Source organism: Actinomadura atramentaria DSM 43919, from assembly GCF_000381885.1.
GTDB lineage: Bacteria > Actinomycetota > Actinomycetes > Streptosporangiales > Streptosporangiaceae > Spirillospora > Spirillospora atramentaria.
Genome location: NZ_KB907209.1, coordinates 95,867 through 107,444, shown reverse-complemented (window position 1 = coordinate 107,444; position 11,578 = coordinate 95,867). Strand labels below are relative to the sequence as shown.

12 protein-coding genes are annotated in these 11,578 nt (G+C 76.1%); 4 read left to right on the top strand and 8 right to left on the bottom strand.

Going from position 1 to position 11,578, the window contains the following annotated elements; genetic code table 11:
* Positions 1-28 precede the first annotated feature (28 nt).
* Entirely contained in the window at positions 29-160 is a 132-nt protein-coding gene (locus tag G339_RS40810) for a hypothetical protein (protein ID WP_019629877.1), read from the bottom strand.
* The gene (locus tag G339_RS32520; protein ID WP_019629876.1) at positions 160-1,851 is read right to left on the bottom strand and encodes an MmpA family trehalose lipid delivery protein; all 1,692 of its coding nucleotides are present in this window, start codon (positions 1,849-1,851) and stop codon (positions 160-162) included. The genes G339_RS40810 and G339_RS32520 overlap by 1 nt, the downstream gene beginning before the upstream one ends.
* 68 nt (positions 1,852-1,919) lie before the next feature.
* Between G339_RS32520 and G339_RS0104455 the strand changes: the two genes are divergently transcribed.
* Positions 1,920-2,693 (top strand): NAD-dependent epimerase/dehydratase family protein, encoded by a 774-nt coding sequence (locus G339_RS0104455; RefSeq protein WP_019629875.1) that lies wholly within the window; start codon positions 1,920-1,922, stop codon positions 2,691-2,693.
* 20 nt (positions 2,694-2,713) lie between these two features.
* Here G339_RS0104455 and G339_RS0104450 read toward each other — a convergent pair whose 3' ends face one another.
* The 4 genes from G339_RS0104450 to G339_RS0104435 form a co-directional block, all read right to left on the bottom strand.
* The gene (locus G339_RS0104450) at positions 2,714-3,982 is read right to left on the bottom strand and encodes a flagellar basal body-associated FliL family protein (RefSeq protein WP_026341124.1); all 1,269 of its coding nucleotides are present in this window, start codon (positions 3,980-3,982) and stop codon (positions 2,714-2,716) included.
* Positions 3,983-4,045: 63 nt separating this feature from the next.
* Positions 4,046-4,891 (bottom strand): EI24 domain-containing protein, encoded by an 846-nt coding sequence (locus G339_RS0104445; protein ID WP_019629874.1) that lies wholly within the window; start codon positions 4,889-4,891, stop codon positions 4,046-4,048.
* A 10-nt stretch (positions 4,892-4,901) separates the two neighbouring features.
* A complete protein-coding gene (locus tag G339_RS0104440; protein ID WP_019629873.1) occupies positions 4,902-5,783 on the bottom strand; it encodes an SDR family NAD(P)-dependent oxidoreductase in 882 nt (293 codons plus the stop codon).
* A 54-nt stretch (positions 5,784-5,837) separates the two neighbouring features.
* Positions 5,838-6,416 carry a TIGR03086 family metal-binding protein gene (locus tag G339_RS0104435; protein ID WP_019629872.1) on the bottom strand — a complete coding sequence of 193 codons (579 nt, stop codon included), beginning with the start codon at positions 6,414-6,416 and terminating at the stop codon, positions 5,838-5,840.
* Between the two features lie 64 nt (positions 6,417-6,480).
* Here G339_RS0104435 and G339_RS0104430 point away from each other — a divergent pair, with 64 nt between their 5' ends.
* A complete protein-coding gene (locus G339_RS0104430) occupies positions 6,481-7,266 on the top strand; it encodes an AraC family transcriptional regulator (protein WP_019629871.1) in 786 nt (261 codons plus the stop codon).
* Positions 7,267-7,351: 85 nt separating this feature from the next.
* Entirely contained in the window at positions 7,352-8,179 is an 828-nt protein-coding gene (locus tag G339_RS0104425) for an alpha/beta fold hydrolase (protein WP_019629870.1), read from the top strand.
* On the opposite strand, the gene G339_RS0104420 is transcribed toward G339_RS0104425, so the two are convergent.
* The gene (locus G339_RS0104420) at positions 8,180-9,004 is read right to left on the bottom strand and encodes an SAM-dependent methyltransferase (RefSeq protein WP_019629869.1); all 825 of its coding nucleotides are present in this window, start codon (positions 9,002-9,004) and stop codon (positions 8,180-8,182) included.
* A gap of 63 nt (positions 9,005-9,067) precedes the next feature.
* Positions 9,068-10,297 carry an MFS transporter gene (locus G339_RS0104415; protein WP_019629868.1) on the bottom strand — a complete coding sequence of 410 codons (1,230 nt, stop codon included), beginning with the start codon at positions 10,295-10,297 and terminating at the stop codon, positions 9,068-9,070.
* Positions 10,298-10,520: 223 nt separating this feature from the next.
* Here G339_RS0104415 and G339_RS0104410 point away from each other — a divergent pair, with 223 nt between their 5' ends.
* Positions 10,521-11,573 carry a LacI family DNA-binding transcriptional regulator gene (locus G339_RS0104410; protein ID WP_019629867.1) on the top strand — a complete coding sequence of 351 codons (1,053 nt, stop codon included), beginning with the start codon at positions 10,521-10,523 and terminating at the stop codon, positions 11,571-11,573.
* The last annotated feature ends 5 nt before the right edge of the window (positions 11,574-11,578 follow it).

The following is an 11,578-nucleotide window of genomic DNA, read 5'->3' as shown; positions in this document are numbered from 1 at the left end:
CGCGGGATTCGCCCGGAGCGGGCGGCGGTCAACGGTCGCCGTACTGGTACAGCGACTGGACGACCGGCTTGTCCTGCGAGGCGCTCGCGAGCTGGACCGCGCCGAAGGACGCGAGGGCAGCGAGCAGCACGCCGGCGACGGCCGCGATGGCGATGCGCATCAGGGGGCCTTTCCTCGGGGGTCGCGAAGGGTGCGAGTGGCCAGCGTAATGCCTGATGCCGCGAATGACCAGACAACGGACATCAGGGCGATGACCCACGCGATCACGGCAGGAGCGACCGGGGCGCCCCGCTCGTCCGTCCGCGCGGGGTCGTCCACGCGGTACAGGACGAGATCGCGGTCGGCCAGGACGCGGTGCGCGCCCGCGAGCCTCGCGTAGTAGGGATTCCCCGAGGTTTCGGCGTCGAACGCGACATACCGGATGCCCGCGGCGCGCAGCCCGGCCGTCAGCGGCCCGCCGCCGGAGACGAGCGGGTCGAGCCGCCGCGCGCGCGGGTCCTCGGCGGGGATCACGGTCCGGCCGATGATCACCGCGTCGCTGACGATCCCGCGCCGGTCCAGGTAGCGGGGCAGCGCGTCCAGCGACGTCCGGCCGCCGTTCCACGGGTACTGCCGGTAGGTCGCCCAGGGCAGGATCAGGACGTCCCCGGGCACCGGGTCGGCGGCGGCGATCCGCCGCGCGCGCTCCCATGAGTCCGGGTACTGCACCGGGTGCAGCCGCCCCGCCGCGCCCCACGCCAGTCCGGGCAGCAGGATGACGGGCACCAGCACCGCGAGGACGCCGAGCGCGTCGAGCCGCCGCGCGAGCGCCCGGTCCACCAGCAGCCCGAACCCGACCGCGACGGCGACGGCGAGCGGCGCGGCGTACTGCTGGCCGTCGCGCAGCACCGCGAACCCCGACCACGCCTCGATCAGCCCGCGCAGCAGCGGCGCGGCGACCGCGCCGAACGCGGCCAGGACGAACCCGGTCCCGGCGGCCGCCGCGAGACCGCCCGCCGGCCAGGGCGCGCGCCGCCGCAGGAGCCAGCACGCCGCGAGCGAGGCGACCACGACCGCGAGCCACACGGCGGCGAGCAGCGGCGTCCCGTACGCCGCCGGGACCGCCGACGCGTTCCACGCCCCGCCCAGCGCGAGCAGGCTCCCGACCGCGCCGAACGGCGTGTCGGCGCGCGCCGCGAACGCCCCGACGGCCTCCGGCGCGCCCGGCATCCCGGACGGCCGCAGCCAGCCGGTGACGAGCCACGGCAGGCTCAGCGCGACGAGCGCGGCGGCGGTCTTCGGGACCGCGCGCCGCCGCCCGTCCCGGCACAGCACGACCGCGAGGGCGACGAGCGCGGAGACCGCGACGGCCGCGAACCCGCCGATCGCGGCGGGCACGAGCGCCCGGGCGAGCCGCCGTCCGCCGCCCCGGTCCGCCGCCCCGGCGGCGGCCGACACGACCAGCGGCAGCGCCGCGTAGCCGAGCAGGAACGCCCAGTGCCCGAGCAGGAGCCGTTCGGCGACGAACGGGTTCCACGCGTACAGCGCCCCGGCGGCGACGCGCGGCAGCGTCCGCTCGCTCGGCACCAGCGACGCGGCGGCGACCGACGCCAGCACGAAGATCCCGAGCAGGACGGCCTTCTGCGCGACGTCGCCGGGCAGCACGTGCGACAGCGCGACGGCGAACGCGTCGCTCGGCACGTGCCGCGGCACGGTCCCCGTCAGCCCGAACGTCATCCGCGAGAAGTGCGGCGCGGGCGTGAACACCATGTCGAACGACAGCAGGAACCCCGGCGCGAGGCCCGGTCCGAGCGCGAGCAGCCCGAGCACCAGGCCCGTCGCCCCCGCCGCCAGCAGCCCCGTACGTTTCATCCCGCTCTGTCTACCAGGCCCGACGGCCCGCGCCGCCCCGCGCGGACGCGGAGCAAGATAATCGCGGCATGGACGAAGTCGTGCTCGTCACCGGAGCCGCCGGGAAGATCGGCCGGTTCCTGCGCCCCCGCCTCGCCCGCCCCGGCCGCTTCCTGCGGCTCCTCGACGTCGCGGAGATCCCGCCCGCCGCGCCGGGGGAGGCCGTCGAGACGCTCCGCGCCGACGTCACCGACCCCGCCGCGATGCGCGCCGCGTGCGCCGGCGCGGCGGCGGTCGTCCACCTCGGCGGCATCCCGCACGAGGCCGGCTGGGCGGACGTCCTGCGGGTCAACATCGACGGGACGCGCACGGTCCTGGAGGCGGCGCGGCTCGCGTCCGTCCCGCGCGTCGTGCTGGCGAGCAGCAACCACGCCGTGGGCTTCCACCCGATCGCGGACGCGCCGGTCCCCGACTACCTGTTCCCCCGCCCCGACACCTACTACGGCGTCAGCAAGGCCGCCGGGGAGGCGCTCGGCAGCCTCTACCACGACCGGCACGGCATGCACGTGCTCTGCGCGCGCATCGGGACGTGCGAGGAGGAGCCGCCGGACCGGCGCGGCCTGGCGACGTGGCTGTCGCCCGGCGACTGCGCGCGGCTGTTCGAGGCGCTGCTGACCGCCCCGGACCCCGGCTTCCGCGTCGTGTGGGGCGCGTCCGCGAACACGCGGGGCGTCTTCGACCTGACCGAGGCGCGGGCGCTCGGCTACCGGCCCGAGGACGACGCCGAGCGCCACGCCGCCGCCCTGGCCGCCGCGCCGCCCGAGCGCGAACGGCCGTACGTCGGCGGGCCGTTCACCGACTGACCGGCGCCGCCCCGGGCGGGTCAGCCCGTCGGGGGCAGCACCTTCAGCAGGGACAGGAAGCGGTTCAGGTCCGGCCACAGCTTCTTGTTCGTGTTCGGCAGCGAGGCGAAGACGACGGCGGGCGCCGGCCGTCCGGTGTCGATCACGGCGGTCGCGACGACCTCGCCGGTCGCCTTGAACGGCGGTCGCTTGTAGGTGTAGTACGACGCCATCAGCCAGCCCGGCCGACCGCCGACCGTCAGCGCCTGCGACGCCAGCGGCACCGACTTGTGGTCGAACGCGTAGTAGTTCTCCTCCAGGCCCTTGGCGGCGAGCGCCGTGACCGTCTTCACGCTGTCCGGGCCGCTGTACGAGCCGCGCAGCGTCGGCAGCAGCGTGCCGGTGAGGAACTGGCCGTACCAGAGCTGCGCGCCGTGCTTCTCGGTGACGACGATCTGCTGCCCCGACCAACCCGAGACGCCCAGCTTGTTCTTCTTGGTCGGCGTCTGCCAGGGGGCGGCGAACCGGGGGTAGGCCAGGCCCGAGGTCGGGTCCGAGACCCGGCCGAGGACCTTGGACGGCGTCCCGGCGAACGTGCGCAGCGGCTTGTCCGGCGGGAGGTCCACCTGCGGCGTCTCCGCGACGGCGGCGGCGCGGCGGCCCTTGCCGGACTGCGCCGGCTCCGGGTCGGGCGAGTCGCTGCGGTGCTTGAGGTAGTAGACGCCGCCCGCCGCGATCAGCGCGACCACCAGCAGGCCGATCCCGCCGAACAGCAGGGTCCGGGAGCGGCCGGACGGCTCGTCGAACTCCGTGCGGGAGGTGCGCTCGCCGAGCTTGGCGTCGGCGGCCTCCTCGTCGTCCATCCAGTCGGGCAGCGTCCAGTTGCCGCTGCTCGGGCGGCCGGGCTTGCCCGGACCGGCGTCGGTGGTCGGCGCGACGTAGCGGCTGTCGGCGTCCTCGCGCGAGTCGCCCTCGAACAGCTCGCCGTCCCACGCGGCGGGCTCGGCGGGCCCGGCGGGCCGGAACGGCTCGTCGTCCGGCGCGGGCCGGGGCGGGACGGGCGCGACCTTCACGTCGTCGCCCGCCGCGTCGCCGGCGGCGTCGGCCTCGGCGGGCTCCCTCTCGTCGCGCTCGGCCGTCAGCAGCACGCGCGGCTCGGTCTTCGGTTCGATGCGCGCGGCGGGCGCCTCGGCCGGCGCTTCCCCGGCGTCGTCCGCCGCGCTCGGCAGCGGGCCGGTCGGGGCGCCCTCGTGCTCCCCGGCGTCGTTGTTCTCGGTCCGGCGCGGACCGCGCTCCCCCTGATCGGACATGCGGGACACGTTACGCGAAGATCAATTCATGCGAACGGGCCGGTCATCACACTCCGGAAACATTCACCGGTACGGCCCGGAAACAGGCGGCGACGGCGGCCCCGCGGGCGGGTACGCGGGCGGCACGCCCAGCCGCTCCCGCGTCATCAGCGTCGCGCCCGCGACCGCGCCCGGCATCGCCAGCACCGCGCCGAGCGGGATGAGGAACACCACGAACGCCGCCGCGCCGAAGCCGAGCGACAGCGACCGGTTCGCCTTCATCCGCGCGAACCGCGCCCGCCGCAGCAGCCCGCGCCGCTCCATCGGGACGGACGTCAGCTCGCCCGTCAGCAGGTAGCCCGACACCAGCGCCGCGACGACCGGCACGACCGTCTGCCCGACGACGGGCAGGAACCCGCAGGCGAAGAACACGATCCCGAACGCCAGTGCGACGAGCCCGAGCAGGACCGCGTCCTTGATCGCCCGGCCGATGCTCACGGCGAGGGACACGTCCGGGCCGGGCGGCGCGCCGCCGCGCGACTCCTCGACGCGCTCGGAGATCTTCTCGTAGAACGGGTCGCCGACGAGCAGCGTCAGCGCGGTGAACAGCACGAGCGCGACGAACACCACGGCGCCGAAGATCGTGATCCCGGCGATGATGTGGACGGTCTCGCGCGCGCCCTCGGACCAGTCGTCGGCGAACGGCGTCACGCCGCGCGCGAGCGCGCCGATGTTCCGCGCGAGCAGGACGAGCCCCGCGACGTAGAACGCGAGGACGATCACGGCCGGGATCAGCCCGAACAGCCACTGGCCGGGCCGACGCGCGATCCACCCGAGCCCGCGCAGGAAGTACCCGGCCCCGTTGAACAGGTCCTTCACGGCGGACGGCTTCGGCGGCGCCGGGGGAACCGGCGGCTGCTGCTGGTACACGGCGATCAATCTAGCGGGACGGAAGCCCGACAAGGTGGGCCGAACGCTCCCAGACCGTCCGGCGCAGCTCCACGTCCCGGCACGCCGGGGACTCCTTCAGCAGCCGCGCGAGCCGGACGGACCCGTGGTAGACGGACCCGTGATAACCGGTGCCCGTCGCGAACTCCGGGTCGGCGGCGAGCCGCACCACGGGCCGCGCGCCCTGCTCGGCGGTGCGCAACAGCGGCGTCCGCGCCAGCAGCGCGCTCGTCCGCGACGGGGTGGGCAGGTCGCGTTTCAGCCCCGTCGCGACCGGGCCGGGGCACAGGGCGTGGACGGCGACGCCCGTCCCCTCCAGCCGGTCCGCGAGTTCCAGCGCGAACAGGACGTTGAGCAGCTTCGTCCGCGCGTACACGCGGTGCGAGCCCGCCGCCCCGTACGCGCCCGGCTCGGCGAACCGCTCGGCGTCCAGCGCGCCCGCGCGGCGGTGCGCCTCGGACGCGACCACCACGACGCGCGACGGCGCGGACCGCACCAGCAGCTCGCGCAGCAGGTTCGTCAGCAGGAACGGCCCGAGGTGGTTGGTGGCGACCATGCGGTCGAAGCCGTCCACGCTGACCTTGGCGCGCGTCAGGTGGACGCCCGCGTTGTTGACCAGGACGTCCAGCCGCCGGTAGCGCTCGCGCAGGCGCTCCGCGAGCCGCCGCACGTCGGCGCGCGACGACAGGTCGGCGAAGAACGTCTCGACGCGGGCGCCGGGCGCGCTGCCGCGCACGTCGTCGGCGGCGTCCGCGCCGCGCACCTCGCTGCGGCTCACCATCGCGACGCGGAAGCCGCGCCGCGCCAGCGCCCGCGCGACCTCCCTGCCGATGCCCGACGACGCCCCCGTCACGACCGCGATCTTCTCGTCCATGCGCCCACCCTTCCGGAGATCCCCGTCACACCGGAAGGGCCGGCGGCGTGTCGGTCAGGGCGTCCAGCGCGGATCGCGGCCCGAGATCGCCAGGGCCTGCTCGAACGCGGACGCGGTCGGCGGGACGTCCACCGGGTCCGCGAAGCCGTCGTACTTGCGGTACAGCTCGGCGTTCTTCTCGACGACCGCGCGCAGCAGCTCGCCGGTCCGCGCGGAGACGCGGAAGTCCTCCCCGGCGGCCCGCGCGACGTCCCAGCCGTGGACGGCCATCTCCTTGACGACGAGCGAGGCGATGTCGGGCGCGGCGGCCGCGCCGACCGGCGTGGTGATCTCGCCCTCCCACACCCCCGGCTCCGCCCACGCGGCGAGCGCGCGGTCGAGCTGCGCGGCGTACGCGTCCGCCCAGCCGGGCTCGGCGGTGAAGTCGCGCTCCATCAGCTCGGCGGGGATGTCACGGCGCTGCGCGCGGCATTCGAGGCCGTGCGACGTGAACAGCACCCAGTGGTTGACGAGGGTGCGCAGGTCGAATTCGGTGCAGGGCGTCTTGGCGTCGAGGCGGTCGGCGGGGACGGCGCGGGCGACCCGCTTGGCCTCGGCGGCGCACTCGGTCATGGCGGCGTAGATTTCGTTCACATGTTCGAATCTACGGGCCGCGGGGATCGGCGGTCTTGAAGAAACACGACAGTAAGCTGGCGTTATGTCCGAGATGCCGCGCGGGGTGCTCTACCCGGAGCAGCACCGGCCCCGCGTCTCCGTGGCGACGTATCCGCCGGGCGACGGCCTCGCGCCGTTCGTCGAGTACTACTGGCACGTCCGGTGGGACCTGTCGGCGACGCCCGGCGAGCCGTACGAGACGCAGGTGCTGTCGCACCCGAACGTCCACCTGGTGTTCGAGGAACCCGCGCCCGTCCTGTACGGGGTGCAGCGGACGATGTTCACGCGGCGGCTGACCGGGGCGGGCCACGTCCTCGGGGTGCGGTTCCGGCCGGGTGGGTTCCGGCCGCCGTGGCCGGGGACCGCCGCCGAGCTGACGGACCGGCGCGTCCCCGCCGCCGACGTGCTCGGCCCGGCCGTGGACGCGATGAACGCGCGCGTCCTGGCGGACCCGACGGACACCGGCGCGGTCGAGGACTTCCTGCGCCCGTTCCTGCCCGACGCCCCGTCGCCCGCCGCCGCGCAGGCCGCCGAGATCGTGCGGCGCATCACCGCAGACCCGTCCCTGACCCGCGTCGACGGCATCGCGGCGGAGGAGGGCGTCTCCGTGCGGACGCTCCAGCGCCTGTTCGCCGAGCACGTCGGCGTCTCCCCCAAGTGGGTGCTGCGCCGCGCCCGCCTCCACGAGGCCGCCGCGCGCGCCCACGCGGGGACCGCCGTCGACTGGTCCGCGCTCGCCGCCGAACTCGGCTACAGCGACCAGGCCCATCTGACGCGGGATTTCACGGCCGCCGTGGGTGTCCCGCCGTCGCGCTACGCCCGCGCCTGAGTTTGCGGTTTTTATGCGGTTCATCCCGAATCGGTGCCGTCGATTTGGGGAGTGGGGCGTTAGCCGCGAACCACGAGGAGGCGTCATGGCTTTCATCACCACGCGCGACGGCACGGACATCCACTACAAGGACTGGGGCACCGGCCCGCCCGTCGTGTTCATCCACGGCTGGCCGCTGAACGGCGACGCTTGGGACGACCAGATGAAGCTCGTCGCCGACAACGGCTACCGCGCCGTCGCGCACGACCGGCGCGGCCACGGCCGGTCCTCCCCCGCCTGGGACGGCTACGACTTCGACACCTTCGCCGACGACCTGAACCAGCTCATCGAGGCGCTGGACCTCCGCGACGCCACGCTCGTCGGCCACTCGATGGGCGGCGGCGAACTGGCGCGCTACGTCCGCAACCACGGCACCGACCGGATCAGCAAGGCCGTGCTGCTGTCGGCGATCCCGCCGGCGCTGCTGCAGTCGGCGGCCAACCCGGACGGCGTGCCGCAGGAGGTCTTCGCCGACATCAAGCGGGGCCTGCTCACCGAGCGCTCGCAGTTCTGGCGCGACACCGCGGAGACGTTCTGCGGCGCGAACCGGCCCGGCAACAAGGTGACGCAGGGCAACAAGGACGCGTTCTGGCTCATGGCGATGCAGGCGAACCTCCAGGCCAGCGTCGCGTGCGTGGACGCGTTCGCCGGGACGGACTTCACCGAGGACCTGAAGCACTTCGACGTCCCGACGCTCGTCGTCCACGGTGAGGACGACCAGATCGTCCCGTTCGAGGCCACCGGCCGGAGGACCGCCGAGCTGGTCGACGACGCGACGCTCAGGACGTACGAGGGCGGCGCGCACGGCATGTTCGCCGTCCCCGGTTACAAGGAGCGGTTCAACCAGGACCTGCTGGACTTCCTGTACTCCTGATCAGGGCTTGCGCGCGACGCCAACCCAGTAGGGGACCTCGGCGCCGTCGAGGGGCGCGTCCGGCCGCCACTGCTGCGGCTGGACGATGCCCGGCTCGACCGGTTCGAGGCCGAGGCGGGTGAAGAACAGCTCGGTGAAGCGCTCGCGGCCGCGCGGGGTGAGCGGCGTGACGACCGTCCGGTTCCAGGCTTCCTGCGCGTTCCGGACGGCGGGGCCGCCGACGTCGTCGGTCCCGTGGCTGATCGCCAGGTAGCTGCCGGACGGCAGCGGCTCCATGAGGCGGCGGACGATGCCGACGGCGTCCTCGTCGTCCTCGATGAAGTGCAGGATGCTGATCAGCGTCACCGCGACGGGCTTGCCCAGGTCCAGCGACCGCCCCGCGCGCGCGAGCACCTTGCCGGGCTCGCGCAGGTCGGCGTCCAGGTACGCGCAGGACCCCTCGGGCGTGGACGCCAGCAGCGCGCGGGCGTGCGCGAGGACGGCCGGGTCGTTGTCGACGTAGACGACGCGGGCGTCCCGCGCGACGCCCTGCGCGACCTCGTGGACGTTCGGCGAGGTCGGCATCCCGGTCCCGACGTCGAGGAACTGCCGGATGCCCGCGTCCTCCGCCAGGTGCGCGACGGCGCGGCGCATGAACGCCCGCCCCGCGCGGGCCATCGCGACGACGTGCGGGAACGCCCGCTCGACCTGGTCGCCGAGGTCGCGGTCCACCGCGTAGTTGTCCTTGCCGCCGAGCCAGTAGTCCCAGACGCGCGCCGAGTGCGGCCGGGTGGTGTCGATCCGTTCCGAGGGGTTGCCGACGTGCTCGGCGGTGTCGGGGGCCATCGCGGATCACCGGTCCTGTCTGCTGTCGCGGGACGGAACGGGGCGATCATAAGCCGCGGACGCCTACCGCACCGGCGATTCCGGCCGGAACCGGTCCGCGGCGGCGCGGACGGCGGCGGGCGCAGGCCGCAGCGCGCGCCGCCCCGCCAGGACGGTCGCCAGCGCGAGCGCGCCGCCGCCCGCCGCGCCCGCGAACGCGCCCGGCACCCCCGCCAGCCGCTCCCCGTACCCGGACACGAACGAGCCGAGCGAGTTGCCCGCGCCGACCGCCGCGACGATCCACGCGAACGCCTCGGTGACCGTCCCGGCCGGGGCGAGCCGGTCGACGAGCGAGAAGCAGCACGCCAGCGCGGGCGCGAGGAACACGCCGCTGACGAGCGCGCACGGCAGCATCAGCGGGAACGACGGCGCCCAGACCAGCGGCACGTACCCGGCGGCGAGCGCGGCGAGCAGCCACGGCAGCCGCGCGGCCGGGTCGCGCCGGGCGTCGCCGCCGCGCGCGCCGTAGACCAGCCCGCCGAGCAGCGCGCCGCCCGCCATCGCGGCGAGCAGCAGCCCGGACGCGGCGTCGCGCCCGGCCCGCTCGGCGTAGGCGACGACCGCGACGGTGTAGACGCCGAGCGCGACGCCCGCGCCGACGAGCGCGAGCAGCAGCACCCGCAGGCCGGGCGAGCGCAGCGGCCCGGCCCAGTCGGCCGCGCGCGGCGCGGCGCGCCACCGCCGCGACGGCCGCGCGCACGCGACGACGAGCGTCCCGGCGATGCCGAGCGCGCCGGTCAGCAGCAGCGCCACGCCGGTGGACAGGGCGGCGGCGGCCACGACGAGCAGCGGCCCGGCGGTGAACAGCACCTGCTGCGCGGCGGCGTCGAGCGCGTAGGCGGTCTGGAGGGCGGCGCGGCCCGCCAGGACGTCCGGCCACAGCGCGCGCAGCCCCGCCTCCAGCGGCGGCGTCGCGAAGCCCGCGACGACGACCGCGGCGGCCGCGACGGGCAGCGGGCGCACGCCGACGCCCGCGAGCACCGCGTACCCGGCGGCGGACACGACGGCGGCGGGCGGCAGGACGCGCGCCTGCCCGTAGGCGTCCATCGCGCGGCCGAGGACCGGCTGCCCGGCGGCCATCGCGAGCCCGGACACGGCGGCGAGCGTCCCGGCGAGCGGGTAGTCGCCGCCGTCCGCGCGGACGTGCAGGACGATCGCGAGCAGCGCCATGCCGTTGGGGAGCCGGCCGAGCAGGGTGCCGCCGAGGAGGCGCGCGGCGTGGGGCGCGCGCAGGAAGCGGACGTAGACGAGCATCCAGGCCCCCGAGGCTCGTGGTCGGCGGCCCGTGCGTCGCCGGATCGCGGTCGCCGACGGGTCATACGTACCACCCGGCGGACGTCATACGTACCACCCTGAACAGCGGGGAAGCCACGTATTAATGCACAGACAGCCCGACTGACATTCGTGTCAAGGCCGTAGCCTGGTGGGCGCCCGGCAGAGCCGCCGGGCCGTCGCCAGGGGTCGTCAGGAGAGCCGCGTGCCCGCGTCCAGCCGCCCCGCCGCGCGCCCGCCGGGCCCCCGCGCGGCGGGCCGCCCGACGAGCCGGGACGTCGCCCGCGCCGCCGGGGTGTCGCAGTCGACCGTCTCGCTCGTGCTCGGCGGGAAGTGGGCGGGCCGGGTCTCCCCCGCGACCGCCGCCGCCGTGCGCGCCGCCGCCGACCGCCTCGGCTACCGGCCGAACCGGGCCGCGCGGAGCCTGCGGCTCGGCACCGGGCGCACGGTCCTGCTGCTGCTCCCCGCGCTCGACCCGGCCGCCGGGGCGGTGTACGTCGGCGCGGCGCGCGTCGCGGCGCGGCACGGGTTCGGCGTCGCGCCGTGCCCGTGGCCCGACGACTCCGGCGACGGCGGCCCGCCCGGCCCGCACGAGTCCCACGAGTCCCACGACTCGCACGAGTCGATCGACGGGGTGCTGGCCGCCGCGCCGCGCGCGCTCGCCGGGTTCGCCGGGACGCCCGCCGTCCTGCTCGACGGCGATCCGGCCGGGCCGGTCCCGACCGTCGCGTTCGGCGTCGAGGACGGGGCCCGCGCGCTCGTCGCGCACCTGGCCGGGCTCGGGCACCGGCGGTTCGGGCACGTCGCGGCCGCCTCGGACCGGTGGACGTTCCGGGCGCGCGGCGCGGCGCTGGCCGCCGCCGTCGCGGCGCTGCCGGGCGCGGCGTGGGCGCGCGCCGCCGCCGCGCCGGACGTCGCGGGTGGGCGGGACGCGGCGGCCGCCCTGCTCGACCGCCCCGACCGCCCGACCGCGCTGGTCTGCGACGACGATGCGATGGCGGCGGGCGCGTACAAGGCGGCCCGCGCGCGGGGCCTCGCGGTCCCCGGCGACGTGTCGGTCACCGGCTTCGGCGACGACCGGCTCGCGACCGCGCTGGAGCCGGAGCTGACGACGGTCCGGCTGCCCGCCCGCGAGCTGGGCGCGCGCGGCATGGCGGCCCTGCTCGCGCTGATCGGCGGCGCGCCGCCCGCGCCGCCCGCCGCGCGGGTGCCCGGGGTGCTGGTCGTCCGCCCGTCCACCGGCCCGGCCCGGATATAACGGAC

Coding starts and splice junctions, on each gene's coding strand:
- G339_RS40810 (WP_019629877.1), bottom strand. CDS start 160: ATGCGCATCGCCATCGCGGCCGTCGCCGGCGTGCTGCTCGCTGCCCTC.
- G339_RS32520 (WP_019629876.1), bottom strand. CDS start 1,851: ATGAAACGTACGGGGCTGCTGGCGGCGGGGGCGACGGGCCTGGTGCTC.
- G339_RS0104455 (WP_019629875.1), top strand. CDS start 1,920: ATGGACGAAGTCGTGCTCGTCACCGGAGCCGCCGGGAAGATCGGCCGG.
- G339_RS0104450 (WP_026341124.1), bottom strand. CDS start 3,982: ATGTCCGATCAGGGGGAGCGCGGTCCGCGCCGGACCGAGAACAACGAC.
- G339_RS0104440 (WP_019629873.1), bottom strand. CDS start 5,783: ATGGACGAGAAGATCGCGGTCGTGACGGGGGCGTCGTCGGGCATCGGC.
- G339_RS0104430 (WP_019629871.1), top strand. CDS start 6,481: ATGTCCGAGATGCCGCGCGGGGTGCTCTACCCGGAGCAGCACCGGCCC.
- G339_RS0104425 (WP_019629870.1), top strand. CDS start 7,352: ATGGCTTTCATCACCACGCGCGACGGCACGGACATCCACTACAAGGAC.
- G339_RS0104420 (WP_019629869.1), bottom strand. CDS start 9,004: ATGGCCCCCGACACCGCCGAGCACGTCGGCAACCCCTCGGAACGGATC.
- G339_RS0104415 (WP_019629868.1), bottom strand. CDS start 10,297: ATGCTCGTCTACGTCCGCTTCCTGCGCGCGCCCCACGCCGCGCGCCTC.